This is a genomic window from Stenotrophomonas aracearum (genome assembly GCF_031834615.1).
Classification (GTDB): Bacteria; Pseudomonadota; Gammaproteobacteria; order Xanthomonadales; family Xanthomonadaceae; genus Stenotrophomonas; species Stenotrophomonas aracearum.
On record NZ_CP115543.1, the window covers coordinates 2,547,927 to 2,571,079 of the forward strand.

20 protein-coding genes and 1 tRNA gene are annotated in these 23,153 nt (G+C 67.1%); 11 read left to right on the forward strand and 10 right to left on the reverse strand.

The genetic code is table 11. The features are described 5' to 3' along the window. Nucleotides 1-33: 33 nt before the first annotated feature. From PDM28_RS11625 to PDM28_RS11635, 3 genes are all read right to left on the reverse strand, one after another. Nucleotides 34-1,497 carry a DUF6538 domain-containing protein gene (locus tag PDM28_RS11625; RefSeq protein WP_311182133.1) on the reverse strand — a complete coding sequence of 488 codons (1,464 nt, stop codon included), beginning with the start codon at nucleotides 1,495-1,497 and terminating at the stop codon, nucleotides 34-36. An 86-nt stretch (nucleotides 1,498-1,583) separates the two neighbouring features. Beyond that, a tRNA-Ser gene (locus tag PDM28_RS11630) sits at nucleotides 1,584-1,673 on the reverse strand. Nucleotides 1,674-1,835: 162 nt separating this feature from the next. Further along, nucleotides 1,836-2,828 carry a LysR family transcriptional regulator gene (locus PDM28_RS11635; RefSeq protein ID WP_068854691.1) on the reverse strand — a complete coding sequence of 331 codons (993 nt, stop codon included), beginning with the start codon at nucleotides 2,826-2,828 and terminating at the stop codon, nucleotides 1,836-1,838. A 124-nt stretch (nucleotides 2,829-2,952) separates the two neighbouring features. Here PDM28_RS11635 and PDM28_RS11640 point away from each other — a divergent pair, with 124 nt between their 5' ends. Then, nucleotides 2,953-3,540 carry an FMN-dependent NADH-azoreductase gene (locus tag PDM28_RS11640; protein WP_311182137.1) on the forward strand — a complete coding sequence of 196 codons (588 nt, stop codon included), beginning with the start codon at nucleotides 2,953-2,955 and terminating at the stop codon, nucleotides 3,538-3,540. Between the two features lie 185 nt (nucleotides 3,541-3,725). On the opposite strand, the gene serS is transcribed toward PDM28_RS11640, so the two are convergent. Then, nucleotides 3,726-5,006: a serine--tRNA ligase gene (gene serS / locus PDM28_RS11645; RefSeq protein WP_311182139.1), complete on the reverse strand. Its 1,281-nt coding sequence runs from the start codon at nucleotides 5,004-5,006 to the stop codon at nucleotides 3,726-3,728. 115 nt (nucleotides 5,007-5,121) lie between these two features. Here serS and PDM28_RS11650 point away from each other — a divergent pair, with 115 nt between their 5' ends. Both PDM28_RS11650 and PDM28_RS11655 read left to right on the forward strand, forming a co-directional pair. After that, nucleotides 5,122-5,754 carry an energy transducer TonB gene (locus PDM28_RS11650; protein ID WP_311182141.1) on the forward strand — a complete coding sequence of 211 codons (633 nt, stop codon included), beginning with the start codon at nucleotides 5,122-5,124 and terminating at the stop codon, nucleotides 5,752-5,754. 147 nt (nucleotides 5,755-5,901) lie between these two features. After that, nucleotides 5,902-6,480, forward strand: coding sequence for an energy transducer TonB (locus PDM28_RS11655; protein ID WP_311182142.1), 579 nt, complete (start codon nucleotides 5,902-5,904; stop codon nucleotides 6,478-6,480). A gap of 59 nt (nucleotides 6,481-6,539) precedes the next feature. Here PDM28_RS11655 and aroA read toward each other — a convergent pair whose 3' ends face one another. The 4 genes from aroA to PDM28_RS11675 all read right to left on the reverse strand — a co-directional run bounded on the left by aroA (nucleotide 6,540) and on the right by PDM28_RS11675 (nucleotide 11,076). After that, entirely contained in the window at nucleotides 6,540-7,847 is a 1,308-nt protein-coding gene (aroA, locus tag PDM28_RS11660; protein ID WP_311182143.1) for a 3-phosphoshikimate 1-carboxyvinyltransferase, read from the reverse strand. Between the two features lie 34 nt (nucleotides 7,848-7,881). Beyond that, entirely contained in the window at nucleotides 7,882-9,042 is a 1,161-nt protein-coding gene (gene pheA, locus PDM28_RS11665) for a prephenate dehydratase (protein WP_311182145.1), read from the reverse strand. 50 nt (nucleotides 9,043-9,092) lie between these two features. Continuing rightward, the gene (gene serC / locus PDM28_RS11670) at nucleotides 9,093-10,178 is read right to left on the reverse strand and encodes a 3-phosphoserine/phosphohydroxythreonine transaminase (protein ID WP_311182146.1); all 1,086 of its coding nucleotides are present in this window, start codon (nucleotides 10,176-10,178) and stop codon (nucleotides 9,093-9,095) included. A gap of 97 nt (nucleotides 10,179-10,275) precedes the next feature. Next, complete coding sequence (locus PDM28_RS11675) at nucleotides 10,276-11,076, reverse strand: FHA domain-containing protein (RefSeq protein WP_102944766.1); 801 nt, start codon at nucleotides 11,074-11,076, stop codon at nucleotides 10,276-10,278. Between the two features lie 90 nt (nucleotides 11,077-11,166). Between PDM28_RS11675 and PDM28_RS11680 the strand changes: the two genes are divergently transcribed. The 3 genes from PDM28_RS11680 (at nucleotide 11,167) to PDM28_RS11690 (ending at nucleotide 13,331) form a co-directional block, all read left to right on the forward strand. After that, a complete protein-coding gene (locus tag PDM28_RS11680; protein ID WP_311182147.1) occupies nucleotides 11,167-11,442 on the forward strand; it encodes a polyhydroxyalkanoic acid system family protein in 276 nt (91 codons plus the stop codon). 87 nt (nucleotides 11,443-11,529) lie between these two features. Further along, complete coding sequence (locus PDM28_RS11685) at nucleotides 11,530-12,021, forward strand: phasin family protein (protein ID WP_102944764.1); 492 nt, start codon at nucleotides 11,530-11,532, stop codon at nucleotides 12,019-12,021. A 257-nt stretch (nucleotides 12,022-12,278) separates the two neighbouring features. After that, entirely contained in the window at nucleotides 12,279-13,331 is a 1,053-nt protein-coding gene (locus PDM28_RS11690; RefSeq protein ID WP_311182148.1) for a restriction endonuclease, read from the forward strand. A gap of 3 nt (nucleotides 13,332-13,334) precedes the next feature. On the opposite strand, the gene hutC is transcribed toward PDM28_RS11690, so the two are convergent. Together hutC and PDM28_RS11700 are read right to left on the reverse strand one after the other, a co-directional pair. Beyond that, on the reverse strand, nucleotides 13,335-14,063 hold the full coding sequence (gene hutC / locus PDM28_RS11695; RefSeq protein ID WP_311182149.1) for a histidine utilization transcriptional repressor HutC: 729 nt from the start codon (nucleotides 14,061-14,063) through the stop codon (nucleotides 13,335-13,337). A 21-nt stretch (nucleotides 14,064-14,084) separates the two neighbouring features. Further along, the gene (locus tag PDM28_RS11700) at nucleotides 14,085-15,467 is read right to left on the reverse strand and encodes a formimidoylglutamate deiminase (RefSeq protein ID WP_311182150.1); all 1,383 of its coding nucleotides are present in this window, start codon (nucleotides 15,465-15,467) and stop codon (nucleotides 14,085-14,087) included. A gap of 63 nt (nucleotides 15,468-15,530) precedes the next feature. Between PDM28_RS11700 and hutI the strand changes: the two genes are divergently transcribed. From hutI to PDM28_RS11725, 5 genes are all read left to right on the forward strand, one after another. Then, entirely contained in the window at nucleotides 15,531-16,730 is a 1,200-nt protein-coding gene (hutI, locus tag PDM28_RS11705) for an imidazolonepropionase (RefSeq protein WP_311182151.1), read from the forward strand. A gap of 23 nt (nucleotides 16,731-16,753) precedes the next feature. Next, entirely contained in the window at nucleotides 16,754-18,295 is a 1,542-nt protein-coding gene (hutH, locus tag PDM28_RS11710) for a histidine ammonia-lyase (RefSeq protein ID WP_311182152.1), read from the forward strand. Further along, a complete protein-coding gene (hutG, locus tag PDM28_RS11715) occupies nucleotides 18,292-19,140 on the forward strand; it encodes an N-formylglutamate deformylase (protein WP_311182153.1) in 849 nt (282 codons plus the stop codon). Before hutH ends, hutG begins: the two co-directional genes overlap by 4 nt. Then, nucleotides 19,137-20,801 (forward strand): urocanate hydratase, encoded by a 1,665-nt coding sequence (hutU, locus tag PDM28_RS11720; protein WP_311182154.1) that lies wholly within the window; start codon nucleotides 19,137-19,139, stop codon nucleotides 20,799-20,801. Before hutG ends, hutU begins: the two co-directional genes overlap by 4 nt. 116 nt (nucleotides 20,802-20,917) lie before the next feature. Beyond that, a complete protein-coding gene (locus PDM28_RS11725; RefSeq protein ID WP_311182155.1) occupies nucleotides 20,918-23,035 on the forward strand; it encodes a TonB-dependent receptor family protein in 2,118 nt (705 codons plus the stop codon). The last annotated feature ends 118 nt before the right edge of the window (nucleotides 23,036-23,153 follow it).

The window sequence follows — 23,153 nt, forward strand, 5'->3', positions numbered from 1 at the left end:
AAAACTGGCAACGTTCTGAATTGATCTGATAGCTCAATCCATTGAGTCCGGACCAAGTCTCAACTTGTAATTTAGCGCCGCAAGGCCGGGCGAGTGCTTACCCATACCATTGAGCTTTTCTGCGGCAGTGAAGTCCCTGCTGTATGTCGCATGGTGCTCGTCATCGAGCTCGTGACCCACAATTTGAGCGCGAAGTTCAGAAGACACGCCAAGTCCTTGCAACTCCTGGATGAAGGTTTTTCTCAACGAATGGAAGCCACGCTTAGCCTTCGGCCAGTCTTTGCCAATCACAGACAAGTGGCGGCTAAATGCCTTAGTGATCCAATTTCCTTGCCCGTTGAGAGCAGTGCCTTTGGCTTGGGGGAACAGGCGCTTATGCCCTGCCGCTCTTCGGCTCTCAACCCAAACAAGAAGGCCTAGTTCAATCAAAGCTGGATGCAGAGGCACGGTGCGAAGACTGACCTCGGTCTTCACCTTCTGATTTTCACCCTCATCCGAAATTCGGATACAAGCCAATTTCCCTTCATTGAAGACGTCTGTCACCAGCAACTGGCCCACCTCAGAAGCACGAGCACCAGTGTAGAGTCCGATCAGCGAGGCCCACTTGGCGTTTTGGGAGAGCTTTTCGAAGTTGCTGGGTGAGAAGATCGTCTGGATCTGCTCATGGTCATATGCTTTAAAACCAAGCTTCCTGCGCGCACGCTTCTCGCGGAGCGAATAGCTCACATGCCCGGTGGCCGGGTTATCGCCCTTCGGGTAGAAGCCTGACGCAATTGACCAATCGAAGAAGCCGCCCTTTCCGCCTACATAGCTTTGTTTATTCGTGAGCGTTGGCGTGGATGCACCGTTGTCGCGAAGGTGCTGATACCAGCGCGCCAGGTCAGGTCGGGACACAGTGTGGAGCTTGGACTTCGGTCCAAGGAATGAAACCAACGATTCCACAGCCGCAAGCTTGATCGTGTAGGTCTTCGGTAGCGTGCGCGGTTTGATGCTTGCAAGCCACGCATCGCGAGCCTTCTCGAGACTAATGGTTTCGGTGACTTGGGGTCGAGAAGCGTGTGTCCGCCGAACGGGAGTGGGATCAAGGACGCCGATTGCTGCGACTTCCGCAGCATTCGCCTGGGCTTGCGCCTGACGGAAGAGCTTTACGTCTTCCTCGCTATCCATCTGCCACCGCTCTGTGATCGTGCCATCGGCGGCTTGAGTCCGATGCAGAGTGAGATCATTTCGACCTGCACCTTTGCTCAGCCGCTCAACAAGATCTTCCAGATCCTTTTTACCGAACTTCTCCACACTTCTTTCTCGCAGCAAGTCATAGGCCTGAGCATAGCTTGACGCGAGAACGGTTGCGCGCATACGAGCGCAGCTAGTGTCGGCAGTGTTTAGAGCGCGTTTGATGAGCCTGAGACCTACAACTGCATGTAGATCACCCGGAACACGCTGACGGAAAGAGTAGTGGCCAGAGGCAGCTCGAACGAGATTGTGAGGGATGCGCATGCGGGAGATGTGTCCCGACTTGTGTCCCATTTAACGATCAATCAAATCATGCAAATAATCATATAAATCAATTACTTGCGATGATTTGGCGGAGAGAGTGGGATTCGAACCCACGGAAGGAATTACCCTTCGCCGGTTTTCAAGACCGGTGCCTTAAACCGCTCGGCCATCTCTCCGTATAGGTGACGCTTTCGCACCTACCCGCTGCAGTCATTGCAACCGCAGCGTTCCGGTCAGGGCGTGGCCCTGGCCGGTATGGCTCCCAGCCTTCGGCCGGGGCGCCATTCTCGCATTTTCACACCGGCTCTGCCCAGCACTGGCGCAGCATGCCGTCGGGATCAGCCCGCATCCACCGCCAACGCCCCCAGCGCACTCGCCCGGATCTTCTCCTTGGCCCGTTCGCACGCCCCACCGCAGTCCAGGCGCGAGGCCTCAAGCTGCGGCGGCAGGTGTTCGGCCAGGAAGTCGATGAACACCCGCACCGCCGGCAGCAGGCCGCGGCGGGAGGCGAACACGGCGTGGCAGATGCCCTGCGGCAGCGACCATTCCGGCAGCACTACTTCCAGCTCGCCACTGCGCACGGCGTCGGCGCAGACGGTTTCCGGCAGCATGGTGATGCCGAAGCCGTCCTTGACCATGCTCTGCAGCAGCGGGAAGTCGAATCCGGCCACGCGCGGCTGCAGGTCGACACGGCGCACCGCGCCTTCCGGGCCGTGCAGTTCCCAGCGCTGGCGGGCTTCGTCTTCGCTGATGCTCAGGGTGACATGGTTGGCCAGTTCGTCCGGGTCTTTCGGGCGGCCGGCGCGATCGAGGTACTTCGGGCTGGCGACCAGCAGTTCCTGCACCTGGCCGAAGCTGCGCATGACCAGGCTGCCGTCGTCGTCCAGCCGCGAACGCACGCGCAGGGCGACATCATAGCCTTCATTGATGATGTCGACGCGACGGTTGCTGATGTTCAGCTGCAGGCGCACCTTCGGGTACTGGGCCAGGAACTTGGGCAGCAATTTGGGAAGCTGCATCTGGGCCAGTGAGACCGGTACGCTCGCACGGACCAGACCACGCGGTTCGGCGCTGAGCCGGTCCACCACTTCGCGGGCGGCCTGCGCTTCGGCGAGCATGGTCTGCGCGTGGCGGTGGACGCTGGTGCCGACGTCGGTGACCGCGAAGCGGCGCGTAGAGCGCTGCAGGAGGCGCACGCCGAGGTCGGTTTCGAGCTGGCTGATGCGCCGGCTCAGGCGGGATTTGGGGATGCCGAGGGCGCGTTCGGCTGCAGCGAAGCCGCCGTGATCCACCACCATGGCAAAGTAGTAAAGGTCGTTGAGGTCGTGCATACCGAAGTTCCAGATATAGAACAATACGTGGTATTCAACCACCTTTATCCCAGCGACGCAACAACCTAACCTGCTCTCCGTCGGCGGCGCCTTGACCGCCCTTCCCCGGATACAGGTGATTGCCATGAAGCTTCTTCACATTGATGCCAGCGTGCTGGGCGACAACTCGGTTTCCCGCCAGCTGTCCGCGGCCGTGGTCGCACGGTTCAATGAGACCGTTGAGCACCTCGACGTAACCTACCGCGATCTCGATCGTAATCCCATTCCCCATTTGAGTAGTGGTTCGCTGGCCCAGGCCGATGCGGCCGAGGCGACCGAAGCCGAAGCGGTGATGCAGCAGTTCCTGGCGGCCGACGTGATCGTGATCGGCGCGCCGATGTACAACTTCAGCATCCCCTCGACGCTGAAAGCGTGGATCGACCGCGTGGCCGTCGCTGGGCGCACCTTCAAGTACACCGAGAATGGCCCGGTGGGCCTGGCCGGTGGCAAGCGCGTGATCATCGCCAGCTCGCGTGGCGGCATCTACACCGATTCGCCGGCCGACTTCCAGGAGCCGTTCCTGCGCCAGGTGTTCGCCTTCATGGGCATCGACAACGTGGAGTTCGTGCGCGCTGAAGGCATTGCCTACTCGCCGACCCATCGCGAAGAGGCCATTGCGGCCGCGCTGGCCAGCCTGCCGGCGGCCGAGTTCGAAGAGCTGGCCGAGGCCTGAGTGTTCCAGGGCAGGCGTTGAGTCCTCGTCGGACGCCCTGCCCGGGCCGGAGATCCCCTCCCCCATCCGGCCCACCCTGCGGCCCCGCTTTTGCGGGGCCGTTTCTTTTTTTGGAGCAGCCACGCAGGGCGTGGCTCTACCCGGGGGGTCCCAAGAAAGAACCCGCCTTTCGGCGGGCTTCTTCGTTACGCGATCTTTTCGAGACCGCCCATGTACGGCTTGAGCGCGTCCGGTACGGTGATGCTGCCATCCGCGTTCTGGTAGTTCTCCATCACCGCAATCATGGCGCGGCCTACGGCTACGCCGGAGCCGTTGAGGGTGTGCACCAGTTCCGGCTTGCCGGTTTCCGGGTTGCGCCAGCGCGACTGCATGCGGCGCGCCTGGAAGTCGCCGCAGTTGGAGCAGGAGGAAATTTCGCGGTAGGTGTCCTGCGAGGGCAGCCACACTTCCAGATCGTAGGTCTTGATCGCGGAGAAGCCCATGTCGCCGGTGCACAGCAGCACCTTGCGGTACGGCAGGCCAAGCTTTTCCAGCACCACTTCGGCGGCGCGGGTCATGCGCTGGTGTTCCGCTTCGCTGTCGGCCGGGGCGCAGACGGTGACCAGTTCGACCTTTTCGAACTGGTGCTGGCGGATCATGCCGCGCACGTCGCGGCCGCCGCTGCCGGCTTCGGCGCGGAAGCACAGCGAGTGGGCGGTCATGCTCAGCGGCAGGCGCTCGGCGTCGAGGATCTCGTCGCGGACGATATTGGTCAGCGAGACTTCCGAGGTCGGGATCAGGTAGCGGGTGGACTCGCCCACTGCGGTCTTGAACAGGTCGTCCTCGAACTTGGGCAGCTGGCCGGTGCCGCGCAGCGATTCGGGATTGACCAGCACCGGCACGTTGGTTTCGTCGTAGCCGTGCTCGTTGGTGTGCAGGTCCAGCATGAACTGGGCCAGGGCGCGGTGCAGGCGGGCTACCGGGCCGCGCAGCACTGTGAAGCGCGAACCGGACAGCTTGGCGCCGGCTTCGCCGTCCAGGCCGTGGTTGCGGGCGCCCAGTTCGACGTGGTCGAGCACCGGGAAGTCGAAGCTGCGCGGGGTGCCCCAGCGCTTCTGTTCGACGTTCTCGGATTCGTCCTTGCCGAACGGGACGTCGTCGGCCGGGACGTTGGGGATGCCCATCGAAATGGCTTCGATCTTGTCACGCAGCTCGTCCAGGGCCACTTCCGAGGCCTTCAGTTCGTCGGCGAAGCCGGCCACTTCGGCCATGATCGCGGCGACGTCCTCGCCCTTGGCCTTGGCTTGGCCGATCGCCTTGGAGCGGCTGTTGCGCAGGCTCTGCAGTTCCTGGGTGCGGATCTGGATGCGCTTGCGGTCGGCTTCCAGCGACTCCAGCCCGGAGACGTCCAGCTCGAAACCGCGCGTGGAGCGCAGGCGTTCGGCGAGTTCGGCGGGCTGTTGGCGAAGCAGGGCTGGATCAAGCATGGCGTTTGGGGGCTGTTGGTGGGTCTGGAGGGGGATTATCGCCTGTAATCGGCTTTTCTGCCGCGCGGTTCATTCCCGCCGTGGCAGAATCGGGGGGTTAACCTTGGTATGGCTCATGTCCGCTTCCCGTTCCTCGTCTGGCAAGAACATCACCTTCCAGCTGCCCCGCCGCAGCCTTTTCATCTCCGCCATCGCCTTTGGCGTGGGCGTGCTGCTGTTCTTGGTGGTGTGGCTGAGCAGCCGCAACAACGACTTCTACAAGGCTGGGCCGGCCCAGACCCCGCAGGAGGTTGCGGAGGTGGAGCCCCTGCCCGAGCCGCTGGCGGCCGCGGCCGGGTCCAGCGACATGCCCGATGCCAAGCCGGTGCCGGTGGACGAGGAACGGCCGCAGCTGGTCGAAACCGCCCCGCCCCCGCCGCCCGCCGCTGCGCCAGCTCCCACGCCAGAGGCCGCACCGGTGGCGATGGCCGCCGGCGACCGCCCGCAGCCGATTGCCGAGCAGTCGCCGCCGCCGACCTACCCGCCGTCCGCACTGCGCAATGGCGTGGAAGGCAGCGTGGTGGTGCGCGTGGACGTGGACCCCAGCGGTGTGCCGATGGACGTGACCGTCATCCAGCGCAGCGGCTCGCGCGATCTGGACCGCGCCGCGACGGATGCGGTGCGCCGCTGGCGCTTCCTGCCAGCGCAGGCCAATGGCCAGCCGGTGCAGGGCAGCATTGAAGTGCCGTTCGATTTCAAAACGCAGTAATCACGGCCGCGTCACGCCTGCGTATAGGCGTGACTCATGATGATGAACCCCGACGGGAATGCAGTCGCGGCGTTGACGCGTCGGTGACACATCTTCAACTGGACCCGGGCAACACTGGCGTCGTCACATCGACACCAGGAGTTCACCATGAGTGTTACCCATACCCATGAGATGCCCGCTTCGCCGCAGCACCAGCGCGACGTCATTGATGCGTCCGAGCGTCGGCGTACCTCGCCGGTGTTGTGGATTGCGCTGATTGTTGCGATGTTCGCTGCGGCTCTGGTCTGGCTGCGTTACGCCAGCCCCGATGACACCGCGACCGCGCCGGTGGGCGAGCGCATGCTGCCGGCTACTGAGACGCCGGTTGCTACCACCCCGGCACCGGCTACGCGCCAGGCGGCTCCGGCCACCACCCAGCGCCGCGCTGCCCCGGCCGTGCGTGATCGCGATGCGCGTCCGCTGAGCAGCAATGCGAAGCCGGAGTACCCGCGTTCGGCGCTGCGTAGTGGTGTGGAAGGCAGCGTGATTGCCAGCCTCAACGTGGATACGCGCGGCCAGGTGACCGATGCCAATATCGTGCAGCGTAGTGGCGGTCGTGACCGCGACCTGGACCGTGCGGTGCTGACCACCGTGCGTGACTGGAAGTTCGAGCCGGCGATGCAGGATGGTCGCGCGGTGGCGAGCGTGGTCCGCGTGCCGGTGGATTTCAAGACCGCTGAGCGGTAAGCGATTCGAAAACGGCGGGGGAGCGGGGGAGCCGACCGAAGGGTCGGCTCCCATTTTTTTTAGACGAGGCCGAATCCTGCCCCGCGCGCGATCCCATCGAAATTCGGGAACGAGGTCGCTACGTTGGCGATGTCGTTGATCCGCACTTCGCCACTGCTCACCTGGCCGGCGATCGAGAACGCCATGGCTATCCGGTGGTCGCCGTGGCTTTCGATGGTGCCGCTGCCCAGCGTCTGGCCGCCGTGGATGGTGGCGCCGTCGTCGGTCTCGTCCACCTGCACGCCCAGGCTGCGCAGGCCGGTGGCCATGGCGGCGAGGCGGTCGGATTCCTTGACCCGCAGTTCGGCTGCGCCACGTACCACAGTGTTGCCCTGCGCCGCTGCGGCAGCGACGAACAACGCGGGGAACTCGTCGATCATGTCTGGTACCAGTGCTTCGGGAATCTCGGCGCCGTGCAGAGGTGCGTAACGCACCACTAGGTCGGCCACGGCCTCCCCACCCTGCTCGGCGTGGTTCTCTTCGCGGATGTCGGCACCCATCAGGCGCAGCGCAGCCAGCAGGCCGGTGCGTCGCGGGTTGAGGCCCACTTGGCGCAGGCGCAGTTCCGAGCCCGGAATGATGCTGGCGGCGACCAGGAAGAACGCGGCCGAGGAGAAGTCGGCCGGCACCGCGATGTCGGTAGCGCGCAGGCGCTGGCCGCCGCGCAGGCGGGCCTTGCCGGGCGAGAACTCGAGCTCCACGCCGAAGGCGCGCAGCATGCGCTCGCTGTAGTCGCGGGTCGGGTGCGGTTCGGTCACGGCGGTTTCGCCCTGGGCGTACAGCCCGGCGAGCAGCACAGCCGACTTGACCTGGGCGCTGGCGACCGGCGACACGAAGTCGATGCCGTGCAGCGGCTGGCCGCCGTGCACGCGCAGCGGCGGGGTGCCGTCGGCTTCGGTGTCGATCTTCGCGCCCATCTGCGCGAGCGGGCCGGTGACGCGGCGCATCGGGCGGCCGGACAGCGACTCGTCGCCGACCAGCACCGAATCGAACGGCTGAGCGGCCAGCAGGCCGGCGAGCAGGCGCATGCCGGTGCCGGCGTTGCCGCAGTCGAGCGGCGCGCTGGGCGCCTGCAGGCCGTCCACGCCGACGCCGTGCACGATGCGCTGCGAGGGCGACGGGGTTTCAATGCGCACGCCCAGCTGCGAGAAGATCGCGGCGGTGGCACGGGTGTCTTCGCCTTCGAGGAAGCCGTCGATGTGCGAAACGCCGTCGGCCAGGGCGGCGAACATCACCGCGCGGTGCGAAACGGACTTGTCGCCGGGAATGGTCAGGGTGCCCTGCAGGGGCTGCCCCTTGCGGGCGATCCAGGAAGCGGAAGCGGTCATCGGTGAATCCTGTGAAAGCGAAAGAACGGTGGGATCAGGGCACGGCGACCGGGTAGGAACCCAGCACCTTGATCTGTGCCGAGTGCGCCTTGAGCTCGGCCAGCGCGGCCTGCATCGCGTCGTCGTCGATGTGGCCGGCCAGGTCGATGAAGAAGCCGTATTCCCACTTGGCGTTATGCGAGGGCCGCGATTCGATGCGGTTCATGCTGATGCCGTGGCGCGCGAACGGGCTGAGCACGTCGAACAGCGCGCCAGGCTTGTCGTGGATGAACACCAGCACCGAGGTGCGGTCGTGGCCGGAGGTCGGGAAGAACTGGCGGCCGATCACCAGGAAGCGGGTGGTGTTGTCGGCGTCGTTCTGGATCGGCTTGGTGACCACCTTCTTCAGGCCGTATACGTGCCCTGCACTCTCGCCACCGATGGCGGCCGCGTCGTCGGCGTTGCGCGCACGGCGCGCGCCTTCGGCGTTGCTGGAGACCGGCACCTTCTCGGCCTTGGGCAGGTTGGCACGCAGCCACGAGGAGGTCTGCATGAACGACTGCGGGTGGCCGTACACGCGCTCGACATCGTCCAGCCGGCCGCTGCGCGACATCAGGTACTGCTGCACGCGCAGTTCGACTTCGCCGCAGATCTTCAGGTTGGAAGTGAGGAACATGTCCAGGGTGATCTGGATGGTGCCCTGCCCCGAGTTTTCCACCGGCACCACGCCGAAATCGGCGTTGCCGGCTTCCACTTCCTGGAACACTTCTTCGATGCTGGCCAGCGGCAGGCCCAGCGCCGAGCGGCCGAAGTGCTTGAGCACGGCCTGCTGGCTGAAGGTGCCTTCCGGACCGAGATAACCGATCTTCAGCGGCTCCTGCTGGGCCAGGCAGGCCGACATGATTTCGCGGAACACATGCACCAGCACTTCGTCGCTGAGCGGGCCTTCGTTGCGGTCCACCACCATGCGCAGCACCTGCGCTTCGCGCTCGGGGCGGTAGTAGTCGACGGCGGCGGCGAGCTTGCCCTTGGCCTTGCCGACCTGGTGGGCGAACTGCGCGCGCTCGGCGATCAGCGCCTGGATGCTGCGGTCGATGTGGTCGATCTTGGCGCGCACGTCGGAGAGCACCGGGGCGGCGACGGTGGGAACGGCGTCGGCCTGTTTGCTCTTCGGTTTGGCGGCGGGTGCCTTGGGCTTGGCGGGTTTGGTAGCCATGGGGGTTCCAGTTGCAGTGGGGCGGCAGGCGCCCCGATAAGTCGAGAGCGTCAGCCGTTGCGCTGTTGGAAATCGCGCATGAAGCCGGCCAGCGCCTGCGCGCCTTCCACCGGCAGTGCGTTGTACAGCGAGGCACGGATGCCGCCCACCGCCTTGTGACCCTTCAGCGCCAGCAGGCCGGCCGCCTTGGATTCACTGACGAAACGCGCGGTGAGCGTTTCGTCGGGCAGGAAGAACGGGATGTTCATGCGTGACCGCGCGGCCGGCACCACCTCGTTGCGGTAAAAGCCGCCGGAGGCATCGATAGCGCCGTAGACCAGTGCGGACTTGGCGGCATTGCGGCGGGCGAACTCTTCCACGCCGCCTTCGGCCAGCATCCACTTGAAGACCAGGCCGGCCAGGTACCAGTTCCAGGTCGGTGGGGTGTTGAGCATGGAGTCGCGGGCGACGTGCGAGCGGTAGTCGAAGATGTCGGCGCGCGGCTGGCCGCTGCGTTCGAGCAGGTCGCGGCGCACGATCACCACCGAGACGCCGACCGGGCCGAGGTTCTTCTGCGCGCCGGCGTAGATCAGGCCGTAGCGCGAGACGTCCAGCGGCTCGCTGGCAATGGAGGAGCTGAAATCGGCGAACAGGGGCACGTTGCCCACGTCCGGGGTGTCACGGAACTCGACGCCGTGGATGGTTTCGTTGGCGGTGATGTGCACGTAGGCGGCATCGTGGGACAACTGCCATTGGTCGCGCGGCGGGATGTCGTGGAAGCCGTTGGCCTCGCTGCTGGCTGCGACGTTGACCCGCACGTAGGGGCTGACCTGCTTGATCGCGGTCTTGCCCCAGTGCCCGGTGAGCACGTAGTCCACGGTCTGCCCGGGGCTGGCGAAGTTCAGGGCCAGCAGGGCCTGCTGGGTGGTGGCGCCGCCGGCCAGGAACAGCACGGCGTAGTCGTCGGGAATGCCGATCAGGCGGCGCAGGTCGGCGTCGGCCTCGGCGGCCACGGCGATGAACTCCGGGCCGCGGTGGCTCATTTCCACAATGGAGGCGCCAGCGCCGTTCCATTCCAACATTTCCGCCTGCGCCTGGCGCAGGACCGATTCCGGCAGGGTTGCAGGGCCGGCACTGAAATTGAACGCGCGCGTCATGTCACACCTATGGGGCAAGACCCCTAGTATGCCGCAGCGCACCAGCCTTTAGGCCTTGCGGCACAAGGCGAAATTGGTTGCTTTTGAATCTATCGGCTCAGCGCGCGCCGAACCACAGCAGCAGGCTGAGCAGGCCGGCCAGCAGCAATGCGCTGCCCAGCAGCCAGGGCCAGCGGCTGACCCGCGCCGGCTTGGCCGGGGCTTCCACCGCGCTGGGCAGGTCGAGCAGTTCGTCTTCCTCCACGCTGGCCACGCGCTTGCGGCCGTCGTGTGGCACTTCCAGCACGAACCGATGCTGCGCGTCGAAGACCAGCTGGTCGCCGGGCTGCAGCCAGCAGTGGCGCACGCTGACGCCATTGACCCGGGTGGATTCGCCGGCGCCCAGGTCGCGCAGCAGCAGGCGGTCGCCGTGCCGTTCGATCCGTGCGTGCTGTTCGGCAAAGGCTGGATCGTCGATGACGATGTCCGATTCGAGCCCACGCCCGATCACGCGCGGACGGTCCAGGGTGAAGCTGCGGCCGTGATGCTGGCCGCCGACCCCGCGCAGCAGGCGCTGGTCGTCGCCACCGTCATCGCTGCGCGACGGGGCGTGGTTGAGCACTTCGCATTCGCCCTGCACCACCATTTCCACGCCGTCGGCATAGACCGCGTCGCCGGGGCGCAGCAGCGCCATCCGCCGCACCGGCCGGCCGTTGACGTGGATGCCGCGCATGCCGGACGCCACCTGCAGCCACAGGCCGCGGTCGTCCAGGCAGAACTGGGCCAGCAGCAGGGTGCCGGCGGCGTCACCGCCGAGGCGCACGCCGCCCGAGGCGTGGCGCACGATGCGCTGCACCCCCGGCTTCAAGGGCTGGTCGGGGTGTTGGCGATGGGTGAAGTGAACAAGCAGGTTCTGCACGCGGCGCAGCCTAGCAGGTTGGATGTCAGGGAGGATAGAAGTGTGCACAATGCACGCCCGTTTGCCGCAACCGCCTGCCAGGAGCCCGCCATGTCCAAGATCGATATCACCCACGCCCACGCCCTGCCCGCCGAGGCAGTGCGCACGGCGGTGGAGGCCATGGCGGCCAAGCTCACCGAGAAGTACGGCGTGACCGCCAACTGGGTCGGCGATGCATTGAGCTTCAATGGCTCCGGCGTCGAGGGCCTGATCGAACTGCTGCCGGGCAACGTGCACGTCAAAGCGGAACTGGGCTTCCCGGTGTCGATGATGAAGGGCATGGTGGAAGAGCAGATCCGCAACACCCTGCGCGAAAAGCTCGGCTGAACCGCAGGCGCGGCGCGGCCGCGCCATCACGCCGCGCAATCGAAGCGCTGGGTAGGATCCGGGGGTGGCCACTCACAGGATCGCCCCATGAACGCACACGACGACTACGATGACCGCACCGGCGAGAAGCCCTCGCTGCAGGACCAGGCCGAGCGCTTTTCGCGCAAGCTGACCGATTCGGCGCAGCAGATCTGGCTGGCCGGGCTGGGCGCGTTTGGACGCGCACAGGCCGAGGGCAGCCGGGTGTTCGACAACCTGGTCCGCGAAGGCGAGACCATCGACGCACGCAACCGTGAGCAGGCCGGGGACGCCCCGCGCTGGCGCGACAACGTCGAGGAACACCTGGGCGAAGCCCGCGAAAAGGCGGCCGGCACCTGGGACAAGGTGGAGAAGGCCTTCGACGACCGGGTCCAGGGCGTGCTCAAGCGCCTGAACATCCCGACCGCCGAGGACGTGGCCGCGCTCAATGCCCGGATCGACGCCCTGACCACCCGCCTCAACCGGGCCGAAGCGAGAAATGCGTCGCCCAATGCGGACCCGCTGCCGGGCACGCATCAGTCCCCGGGATCGGACGCCTGACACCCGATTGTTGCAAAGCAGCACGGCTTTGTTGACAATCGAACCCGACCCGCCAGTGCTTCCGCGCCGTTTGTTCCCTCCCCTCACGGCATAAGGACTGGCGGGTTTTTCGTGCCTGCCTGGGTCCGGCCGGAAATGAGACGTCCGTCGTCGGGGTCTGAGACCGCTGCCTCTTTTTGGCGAAAACGACATCCCACAGACAGGTACGGGCGCATATAGACTGTCCGCCTGTACTCCCGTGTTCATCTCTAGGCCCCATGTTCTCCTGGATTCTGGCTCTCCTGCTGGCTGTCGTCGTCTGGTCCCTTGCTGCGGCTTATTTCTGGCTGGTGAAACGCCGCCGGAAGGAGACCAAGCTGGGGCTCAACGCGTTGGCCGGCATGCACTGGCGCGATTTCTCGGAGATCGTCCGGCGCGCCCTGCACGAGCAGCGCGGGCTGCAGGACATCACCGGCGAGCCCGACCACAGCCTGGAGCCGAGCAGCGACTTCCTGATGCAGGATGAAAAACACCAGCGTTACCTGGTGTCGTGCAAGCACGGCCGGGCCTACCGGATCGGCACCGCAGCAGTGAACGAACTCGGGGCGGCGGCGCGCCTGGCCGGTGCCCGCGGCGGGATCCTGATCACCGAGGGCCGCATCGAGCGCGACGGCCGCGCCACCGCCGACAAGCAGAGCGTGGAGGTGCTGGACGGCACCCTGCTGTGGCCGATGCTGCAGCCTTACCTGCCCGGCGACGTGGAAAGCCGGGTCAAGAACGAGGCGCGGCGCGAAGCGGTGCGGCGGATTTCGATTGCCGCGCTGGGTTCGCTGACGCTGGGGCTGATCGTGGGCATGGGGTACCTGACCTCGCGGTTGGATCAGGGGGAGACGCAGACCGCTACGGCCCCTGCCGCTACCACTACGCCGGCACCTGCACCTGCGCCGATCAAGCCGGACGCGGCGACGCCGGTGGCCGCAGAAGGCGCGCCGTCCCAGCCGCCGGCTGAAAAGCCTGCGCCGACGCCGGTCGCCCCGGGCAACGACCCGAACAGCATCCTCGGCACCGTGGCCGATCCGGACTCGGAGACGCTAGCGCGTTATCAACGCGAGCTGTCCGCGCTGGTGGGCCAGCAGACCGGCGTGCTCAACGCCTTCTGGCAGACCCGCCAGACGCTGGCGGTGAACCGCTCGGCCGAAATCGACGCGATCTGGCCGCAGATCTGCCACCAGGTGAAGCGTTATCCCGCGCTTCGCACGGTGCGCATCCAATTGAACCCGCGCCTGGGCACCGACGAACCGGTGCGCTGGCGCCAGTGCGCTACGTCGTAACCATCACCGCGCGCCGGGCGCGAACTTCGCTACCAGGTCCCAGGCGTCGCCCAGGAACATCTGGCGCACGCAGGTGATCGGCTGTTCGCCGCGCCAGGTGAGGCGGTCGATGACCAGGCAGGCGGTGCCGGGCTTGACCTCCAGCAACGCAGCGGCGGCTGCATCGGCACCCCAGGCGCTGATCCGATGCTGGGCTCGGGTCCAGGACACGTTCTGCAGCAGCCAGCTACCCGGCGCGGTTGTGGTGAAATCCACATCGAGCACTTCAGGAACGCCGACCGGGCTGATCAGCCGGTGCTCCAGCGCCAGCGGCCGGCCGTCGGCACGGTGCAGGCAGCGGATCGCCAGCAGCTTCTGCTCGCCCGACAGCGCCACCTCCTCACTGGCCGCCGGGTTCGGCGCGCGATAGGCGCGCTCCAGCAGCTGGTAGCCGTACGCATGGCCACGCGCGCCCACCGCCATCGCGATGTCGGGGATTTCAAGCGCCACCTGCTCCAGGTGCGGCGGCTGCCGCGCCACGAACGAACCGGCGCGACGGCGACGCTCGATCATGCCGCTCTCGGCCAGTGCGGTGAGCACCTTGTTGACCGTCATCCGCGAGCAGCCGTACCGCTCCATCAGCTCGTGTTCGTACGGAATGCGGAAGCCCGGCGCCCATTCCCCGCTGAGGATGCGGCTTTCCAGGTCGGCACGGATACGCTGGTTGAGGGTCTCGGCTTTTTTGCCCGTCACTCGGAAGTCCTGGAATGCATGTCAGTTCGCGGCGTTCAATACACCGCGCAGGGCCTGGGCAAAACGCGCGGCCACGGCGTCGCGCTGCAGGTGGCGACCGTGCCGGACCAGCTCGCGCCCCCCGCGCCAGACCGATCGAACGGCGCCATTACGGGCGGCGAACACCCAGCTGTCAAGCAAGGCGTCGCCGTCGCGCGCGATCATGGCCGGGTGCTGCGGGTCCAGTTCGACCACGTCGGCCGGTGCACCCGGCTGCAGGCCGCAGCCCACGCCCAGCGCCTGCGCGGCGCCGTGCAGCGACTGCTCGAACAGCCAGCGCCCGCTGGACACGCCTTCCTGCGGGGCCAGCACGTTGCGTCCGCGCAGCTGCAGGCGCTGCCCGTACTCGAGCAGGCGCAGCTCTTCGGCCGCGTCGATCAGCACATTGGAATCGGAGCCCACGCCGAAGCGCCCACCGCCGCGCGCGAACGCCTGCATCGGGAACAGACCGTCGCCGAGGTTGGCTTCGGTGATCGGGCACAGGCCCACCACCGCGCGACTGGCCAGGATGCGCTGCACTTCGTCGTCGTCCACATGGGTGGCGTGCACCAGGCACCAGCGTTCATCCACGGCGGCGTGCTCGTACAGCCAGCGCACCGGGCGCAGCCCGCTCCAGGCCACGCACGCGTCGACTTCGCGGGTCTGCTCGGCGATGTGGATGTGTACCGGGCCGCTGTTGAGCGGCAGCAGCGCGGCCAGCTCCTCGCCGGTGACCGCGCGCAGGCTGTGCGGGGCGATGCCCAGCACCGCGTCATCCTGGCCACGCAGGGCCTGGCGGCAACCGTCCAACAGCTGGGCGAAGCCGTCTACGTCGTGCAGCAGGCGACGCTGTGCCGGGTTCGGCGGTGCGCCGCCGAAATCGGCATGCGCGTAGAACACCGGCAGCAGGGTCAGGCCGATGCCACTGCCCTGCGCGGCGGCGGCAATGCGCGCGGCCATTTCGGCGCGGTCCGCATACGGTGTGCCGTCCGGCGCGTGGTGCAGGTAATGGAATTCGCCCACGCGGGTGAAGCCCGATTCGAGCATCTCCACGTAGGCCTGTTCGGCAATGGCCTGCACCGCCTCGGGCTGCAGATGCGCCAGGAAGCGGTACATCAGCTCGCGCCAGCTCCAGAAGCTGTCGCCGCTGCGCCCGCCGATCTCGGTCAGCCCGGCCATGCCGCGCTGGAAGGCGTGGCTGTGCAGGTTGCCCAGGCCGGGCAGCGCGATCGCCAGCGCGGTGTCGCCGGGCTGGGCGGCCACCTCGGACTCGACCGACTGCACGGTGCCGCCGGCGCAGACGATGCGCACATTGCGCGCCCAGCCCTGCGGCAACAGGGCGTGGTGGGCGTGGAAGGCGAGGACTGGAGCGGGGTTGGCTGGCATCACTGGACATCCCGGAAGTGGCGCCTATATTGTATAGACATATAAGCCGCTATGGTTGCTGCCATGCACTGTGACACCCTCTGGACCCACGCCCACCTGATCACCGTTGATGGCCCCGGCCTGGGCGTGATCCGCGGCGGGGTGATCGCGGCCACCGACGGCCGCATCGTGCATGTGGGCCCGGCCGGTTCGGACGCGCATCTGCAGCCGGCACAGCGGGTGGACTGCGGCGGCCGCTGGATCAGCCCCGGGCTGGTCGACTGCCACACCCACCTGGTCTACGCCGGCAACCGCGCCAACGAATTCGAACAGCGCCTGCAGGGCGTGAGCTATGCCGACATCGCCCGCGCCGGCGGCGGCATCGTCAGCACCGTGCGCGCCACCCGTGACGCCAGCGAGTCCGAACTGCTTGCGGCAAGCCTGCCCCGGCTGGACGCGATGCTGGCCGAAGGCATCACCACCGTTGAAATCAAATCCGGTTACGGGCTGACGCTTGAGGATGAAACCAAGCAGCTGCGCGTGGCCGCCGAGTTGGCCCGCCAGCGCGCGGTGGAGATCGTGCCGACCTTCCTCGGTGCGCATGCGGTACCGCCCGGGCGCGAGGCGCAGGACTACATCGACGAAGTGTGCAATGTGATGATTCCGGCGGTGGCGGCGCAGGGCCTGGCCGAAGCGGTGGACGTGTTCTGCGAGAACATCGCCTTCAGTGCCGCGCAGGCCGAACAGGTGTTCACCGCCGCGCAGGCGAACGGGCTGGCAGTGAAGATCCATGCCGAACAGCTCAGCAACCAGCATGGCGCGGCGTTGGCGGCGCGGCATGGGGCGCTCTCGGCCGACCATATCGAACACCTCGACGACGACGGCATTGCCGCGATGCGTGCGGCCGGCACCGTGGCGGTGCTGCTGCCGGGCGCGTTCTATTTCACCCGCGACACCACCCTGCCCCCGATCGCTGCCCTGCGCGCGGCCGGCGTGCCGTTGGCGTTGGCCACCGACAGCAACCCCGGCACTTCGCCGCTGACCAGCCCGCTGCTGGCGATGAACATGGCCGCCACCCTGTTCCGCATGACCGTGGACGAGTGCATCGCCGGCTTCACCCGTGAAGCGGCGCGTGCGCTCGGCCGACAGGCGCGCATCGGCCGGCTGGCCGTGGGCCTGGACTGCAACCTGGCCGTGTGGGACATCGAGGCGCCTGCCGACCTTGTCTACCGCATGGGCTTCAACCCCCTGCACGCGCGCGTGATGCGCGGCGTATCCGTCTGACCTTAGAGATGCCCGGAGATTCCATGAGCAAGACCCTGACCCTGCAGCCCGGCGCGGTGACGCTGGCGCACTGGCGCGCGATCTACGACGGCGCCCACGTGCGCCTGGACCCGGCTTCGGCCGAGGCGGTGCAGCGCAGTGCGCAGACCGTGGCCGACATCGTCGCCAAGGGCGAGCCGGTGTACGGCATCAACACCGGCTTCGGCAAGCTGGCCAGCGTGCGCATCGAGCGCGACGACCTGGAAACCCTGCAGCGCAATATCGTGCTTTCGCATGCGGCCGGCGTGGGCGAGCCCATGCCGGCGCCGGTGGTGCGCTTGATGATGGCGCTGAAGCTGACCAGCCTGGCGCAGGGCGCGTCGGGCATCCGCCCGGCCACGCTGGCGCTGCTGGAAGCGTTCCTGCAGCACGACCTGGTGCCGGTGATTCCGTGCCAGGGCTCGGTGGGTGCCTCGGGCGACCTGGCGCCGCTGTCGCACCTTGCCAGCGTGATGATCGGCGTGGGCGAAGCCTTCGTCGGCGGCGAACGCATCCCCGCGGCCGACGCGCTGGCGCGCTGCGGGCTGGCGCCGCTGGTGCTGGGTGCGAAGGAAGGCCTGGCCCTGCTCAACGGCACCCAGTACTCCACGGCCTACGCGCTGGCAGGTCTGTTTGAAATCAGCACCGTGTTCCAGGCCGCGCTGGTCACCGGCGCGCTGTCGGTGGAAGCGGCCAAGGGCTCGGACACCCCGTTCGATCCGCGCATCCACAGCATCCGCGGCCAGCGTGGCCAGATCGCCACGGCGGCGGCACTGCGCACGCTGATGCAGGGCTCGGCGATCCGCGAGTCGCACCGCGACAACGACGTGCGCGTGCAGGACCCGTACTGCCTGCGCTGCCAGCCGCAGGTCATGGGCGCGGCATTCGACGTGATGCGCCAGGCTGCGACCACGCTGGTGATCGAAGCCAACGGCGTGTCCGACAACCCGCTTGTATTCACCGACACCAACGAAGCACTCAGCGGCGGCAACTTCCACGCCGAGCCGGTGGCCTTCGCCGCCGACATGCTGGCGATGGCGGTGTGCGAGATCGGCTCGATCAGCGAACGCCGCACCGCGATGCTGGTGGACCCGGCGCTGTCCGGCCTTCCCGCGTTCCTGACCCCGAAGCCGGGCCTGAATTCCGGCTTCATGATTCCGCAGGTCACCGCCGCCGCGCTGGTTTCGGAGAACAAGCAGCGCGCCTACCCGGCCAGCGTGGATTCCATTCCCACCTCGGCCAACCAGGAAGACCACGTGTCGATGGCCGCGCACGGCGCGCGCCGCCTGCTGCAGATGGCAGAGAATGCGGCCAATGTGGTCGGCATCGAACTGCTCGCCGCCGCGCAGGGCTGCGACTTCCATACCGGGCTGCGCTCCAGCGACGCGTTGGAAGCGGTGCGCCAGCGCCTGCGTGCGCAGGTGCCGACCTTGCAGGACGATCGTTACTTCCACCCGGACATGGTGGCGGCCACCGCGCTGGTGTGCAGTGGCGCGCTGGCCGAAGGGCTGGCCGAGGTGCTGCCGCAGGTGGAGCCGCTGGCATGAACGCCCACCCGGACTGGCTGCAGGTGCACGAAGGCGATGCACCGCTGATCGTCAGCTTCCCGCACACCGGCACCGAGCTGCCCGACGCGCTGGTCGGCGACTTCGTGTCGCCGTGGCTGGCCCGCCGCGACGCGGACTGGTGGGTGCATGAGCTGTACGACTTCGCCCAGCGGATCGGTGCGACCACGGTGCGTTCGGCGATCTCGCGCTCGGTGATCGACCTCAACCGCGACCCCAGCGGGGTTTCGCTGTATCCCGGCCAGAACACCACCGGGCTGTGCCCGCTGACCACCTTCGACAACCAGCCGCTGTACCACCCCGGTCGCGAGCCGGATGCGGCGGCCATCGCGCAGCGCCGCGATACCTGGTTCATGCCCTATCACGACGCACTGACCGCGCAGATCGCACGGCTGCGCCAGCGCCACGGTACCGTGGTGGTGTACGACGCGCATTCGATCCGCTCGCATATTCCGCACCTGTTCGACGGTGAGCTGCCGCAGTTCAACCTGGGCACGGCCGGACCGTCGGGCACGCCGGACACCTCGTGCGACAACGCGCTCAGCGACGTGGTCGAGAACATCTGCGGCTTCAGCGGTCTGTCGCATGTGCGCAACGGCCGCTTCAAGGGCGGCTGGATCACCCGCCACTACAGCGACATTCCCGGCGGCGTGCACAGCCTGCAGATGGAGCTGGCCTGCCGCGGCTACATGCACGAGCCCGAGCTGGTGGACGTGCACAGCTGGCCCACCCCGCTCGACCCCGACCACGCTGCACCGCTGCGCCAGACCCTGCAGCAGGTGCTCAACGCCTGCCTTGAATTCGCGAACTCCCGGAGTGCTGCATGAGCCGTCACGATTCCACCCGCACCATCATCGCCCCCACCGGCACCACGCTCACCGCCAAGAGCTGGCTGACCGAAGCGCCGCTGCGCATGCTGATGAACAACCTGCACCCGGACGTGGCCGAGCGCCCGCAGGAACTGGTGGTGTATGGCGGCATCGGCCGCGCCGCGCGCGACTGGCAAAGCTACGACGCGATCGTGGAGACGCTGACCCGCCTTGAAGACGACCAGACCCTGCTGGTGCAGTCGGGCAAGCCGGTCGGCGTGTTCCGCACCCACGCCGACGCACCGCGCGTGCTGATCGCCAATTCCAACCTGGTGCCGCGCTGGGCGAACTGGGACCACTTCAACGAGCTGGATAAGAAGGGCCTGGCGATGTACGGCCAGATGACCGCTGGCAGCTGGATCTACATCGGCGCGCAGGGCATCGTGCAGGGCACCTACGAAACCTTCGTGGAGATGGGCCGCCAGCACTACAACGGCAGCCTGGCCGGCAAGTGGCTGTTCACCGGCGGGTTGGGCGGCATGGGCGGCGCGCAGCCGCTGGCCGCGGTGATGGCCGGCGCCTCGTGCCTGGCCGTGGAATGCCGGAAAAGCAGCATCGAAATGCGCCTGCGCACCGGCTACCTGGACACCTGGACCGACAACCTGGACGAGGCGCTGCGCCTGATCGAGGAGTCGTGCACGGCCAAGAAGCCGCTGTCGGTCGGCCTGCTCGGCAACGTGGCCGACGTGCTGGACGAACTGCTGCTGCGCGGGGTCAAGCCGGACCTGCTGACCGACCAGACCTCCGCGCACGACCCGGTCAACGGCTACCTGCCGCAGGACTGGACCGTGGAAGAGTGGGACGAGAAGCGCGTGTCCGCACCGAAGGAAGTGGAAAAGGCGGCGCGCGCCTCGATGGCCAACCACGTGCTGGCCATGCTCGGTTTCCACGCGCTGGGCGTGCCGACCGTGGACTACGGCAACAACCTGCGCCAGATGGCGCTGGAAGAAGGCGTGGCCAACGCGTTCGATTTCCCCGGTTTCGTGCCGGCCTACATCCGTCCGCTGTTCTGCCGCGGCATCGGCCCGTTCCGCTGGGCCGCGCTGAGCGGCGATCCGGAAGACATCGCCAAGACCGATGCCAAGGTCAAGGAACTGATCCCGGACAACCCGCACCTGCACCGCTGGCTGGACATGGCCGCCGAGAAGATCAAGTTCCAGGGCCTGCCGGCGCGCATCTGCTGGGTCGGCCTGGGCGACCGCGACCGGTTGGGCCTCGCGTTCAACGAGATGGTGGCCAACGGTGAGCTGAAGGCGCCGGTGGTGATCGGCCGCGACCACCTGGACAGCGGCAGCGTGGCCTCGCCGAACCGCGAAACCGAAGCCATGGCCGACGGCTCGGACGCGGTCTCGGACTGGCCGCTGCTCAATGCCCTGCTCAATACCGCCAGCGGCGCGACCTGGGTGTCGCTGCACCACGGCGGCGGCGTCGGCATGGGCTTCTCGCAGCACGCCGGCATGGTGATCGTGTGCGACGGCACCGAAGCGGCGGCCAAGCGCATCGCCCGCGTGCTGTGGAACGACCCGGCCACCGGCGTGATGCGGCATGCGGATGCGGGCTACGAGATCGCGATTGAGTGTGCGAAGGAAAAGGGGTTGGATTTGCCGGGCATTCTCTGACCCCGTACGGCTCCGCCGGGTGACGGCGGGCGCGCAACCTGTTAACTTTCGCGCCCTCAACGCGGTTTACAGGTCGTCGCGCCTGCCGCTGCCCGCTTCGTATTGGTTCCAGACGCATGCCTGTTCTTCGTTCGTTGTACTGCCCCCCCCTGTCTCCCCTGCCCCTGGCCCTGTGCCTCGCCCTGACGGCGACCGCGCAGGCCGCCCCGGCCGATGCACCCACCACGCTCGACGCGGTCAAGGTCACCGCCGCCAGCGATGCCGACCAGGCCCGAGCCGCGCTCAAGCGCATTCCGGGCGCGGGCAACGTGATCGACCTGGCGCAGGCCGACGGCCGGCTGGCCGGTACCGCCGATGTGCTGGCCTACCAGCCGGGCATCAGTGCGCAGTCGCCCGGGAATGAAGGCACCAAGGTGTCGATCCGTGGCTCCGGCATCAACCGGGGGCCGGGCGCGCACGCCTCCGGCATTTCGGTGTCGCTGGATGGCCTGCCACTGACCGGCCCGGGCGGCACGCCCTACGAACTGCTGGAGCCGCTGTGGCTGAGACGCGTGGACGTGCTGCGCGGCGCCAATGGCTTCGAACGCGGCGCGCTGGCGCTGGGCGGTGCGATCAACTACGTCAGCCGCAGTGGCCGAGATTCAGCCGGGCTCGAGCTGCAGTACGAAGCCGGCAGCCGCGGCTACCAGAAGCGCAGCCTGGGCTACGGCGGCGTGGCCGGTACGGTCGACTACTACCTTGCTTACACCGACACCGAATTCGACGGCTACCAGCAGCACGCCGCCGGCGACGGCAAGGGGGCGATGGCGAACGTGGGCTGGCAGATCAACCCGCAGTTGGAAACGCGTTTCTTCCTGCGCTACCGCGAGACCAACCACGAGACGCCCGGGCGCCTGACCCGCGAACAGATCCGCAAGGATCCCCGCGCCGCCAACCCGGCCAACCTGGCCATCGACGCGCGCCGCCCGCAACCGGGCAGCACCTGGCTGGGCAACATGACCACGCTGCAGATCGATGCCGATTCCTCGCTGCAGGCCGGGCTGGTGTACCACCACTACCCGATGGACCTCAACGAGAGCCTGTACCGGCAGCAGCTGGACTACACCAACCTCAATGCCACGCTCGATTACCGGCGCGCGCATGCGCTGTTCGGCCGCGACAGCGTGACCACGGTGGGGCTGCGGGTGACCCACGACCTGGATGCGGACGTGCGCGAAACCCTGCGCTTCCCCAGCAACGGCTATCCGGCCGGCACCCACACGCGCGACTTCTCGCATCACGGCACCAACAGTTCGCTGCATGTGAGCAACGAACTGGCAGTGAACGACCGCCTGCGCGTGCAGACCGGGCTGGCGCTGATCAACACCCGCAAGGATGTGCAGGTGACCTGGCCGTCCACGCCGGAGCGCCTGAAAGGCAGCGACTGGGATTACGCACCGCGGCTGGGCTTCACCTGGCAGCAGACCGCTGCCACGCAGTGGTTCGGCAACCTGAGCCGCTCGGTGGAACCGGCGCACCCGTGGTCGATGATCTGGGGCAGCAATCGCTACTTCGCGCCGGGCAATGGGGCCTCCAGCGGTCGCCAGCGCGCGCCGGTGGACCTGCAGAACCAGACCGCGACCACGCTGGAACTGGGTGCGCGTGGCGAGAGCATGCTCGGCCGCTGGGAACTGACCGGCTATTACGCGCAGGTGCGGCATGAGCTGCTCAGCGTGGAAGTGGCGCCGGTACCGAACTTGTTCGTGGCCGAAAACAACGCCAGCCCGACCGTGCACCGCGGCATTGAAGCGGGACTGGACAGCACGTTGTGGGAAGGCGGCGATGGACGCCTGTCGTTGCGCCAGGCGTACACCTTCAGCGACTTCCGTTACCGCCACGATGCGCGCTTTGGCGACAACCGGCTGCCGGGCCTGCCGCGGCACTATTACCAGGGCGAGCTGCGCTTCGATCATCCGGGCGGGTTTTATGCAGCGCTCAATACCGAGTATGCGTCGTCGATGTTTGTCGACTATGCCAACAGCTTCCGTGCGGACAGCCATCTGATCTTTGGTACGCGGGTGGGGTTCGATGCGCCGGGCGGGCGTTGGCAGGCGTGGGTGGAGATGCGCAACATCGGCGACAAGCATTACGCGGCTACGGTGACGCCGGGGTACGACGATGCTGGGAAGGATGTGGCGCGGTCTACGCCGGGGGATGGGCGTGGGGTTTATGGGGGGGTTCGCTGGCGGTTCTGACACGCATGGCGTGTCACTACGCGGTGAGCCCGGCGCACGTTTGCGGAGAGCCCGGCGGACGTGTGCCAGTAGAAATACGGGTGTGGGGCGCGGTGGGCTGGTGGAGACTGGGGCTTCC

Coding starts and splice junctions, on each gene's coding strand:
- PDM28_RS11725 (WP_311182155.1), top strand. CDS start 20,918: ATGCCTGTTCTTCGTTCGTTGTACTGCCCCCCCCTGTCTCCCCTGCCC.
- PDM28_RS11700 (WP_311182150.1), bottom strand. CDS start 15,467: ATGCCAGCCAACCCCGCTCCAGTCCTCGCCTTCCACGCCCACCACGCC.
- PDM28_RS11635 (WP_068854691.1), bottom strand. CDS start 2,828: ATGCACGACCTCAACGACCTTTACTACTTTGCCATGGTGGTGGATCAC.
- pheA (WP_311182145.1), bottom strand. CDS start 9,042: ATGGCTACCAAACCCGCCAAGCCCAAGGCACCCGCCGCCAAACCGAAG.
- PDM28_RS11650 (WP_311182141.1), top strand. CDS start 5,122: ATGTCCGCTTCCCGTTCCTCGTCTGGCAAGAACATCACCTTCCAGCTG.
- hutG (WP_311182153.1), top strand. CDS start 18,292: ATGAACGCCCACCCGGACTGGCTGCAGGTGCACGAAGGCGATGCACCG.
- PDM28_RS11655 (WP_311182142.1), top strand. CDS start 5,902: ATGAGTGTTACCCATACCCATGAGATGCCCGCTTCGCCGCAGCACCAG.
- hutU (WP_311182154.1), top strand. CDS start 19,137: ATGAGCCGTCACGATTCCACCCGCACCATCATCGCCCCCACCGGCACC.
- PDM28_RS11680 (WP_311182147.1), top strand. CDS start 11,167: ATGTCCAAGATCGATATCACCCACGCCCACGCCCTGCCCGCCGAGGCA.
- PDM28_RS11625 (WP_311182133.1), bottom strand. CDS start 1,497: ATGCGCATCCCTCACAATCTCGTTCGAGCTGCCTCTGGCCACTACTCT.
- hutH (WP_311182152.1), top strand. CDS start 16,754: ATGAGCAAGACCCTGACCCTGCAGCCCGGCGCGGTGACGCTGGCGCAC.
- PDM28_RS11685 (WP_102944764.1), top strand. CDS start 11,530: ATGAACGCACACGACGACTACGATGACCGCACCGGCGAGAAGCCCTCG.
- serS (WP_311182139.1), bottom strand. CDS start 5,006: ATGCTTGATCCAGCCCTGCTTCGCCAACAGCCCGCCGAACTCGCCGAA.
- PDM28_RS11640 (WP_311182137.1), top strand. CDS start 2,953: ATGAAGCTTCTTCACATTGATGCCAGCGTGCTGGGCGACAACTCGGTT.
- serC (WP_311182146.1), bottom strand. CDS start 10,178: ATGACGCGCGCGTTCAATTTCAGTGCCGGCCCTGCAACCCTGCCGGAA.
- aroA (WP_311182143.1), bottom strand. CDS start 7,847: ATGACCGCTTCCGCTTCCTGGATCGCCCGCAAGGGGCAGCCCCTGCAG.
- hutI (WP_311182151.1), top strand. CDS start 15,531: ATGCACTGTGACACCCTCTGGACCCACGCCCACCTGATCACCGTTGAT.
- PDM28_RS11690 (WP_311182148.1), top strand. CDS start 12,279: ATGTTCTCCTGGATTCTGGCTCTCCTGCTGGCTGTCGTCGTCTGGTCC.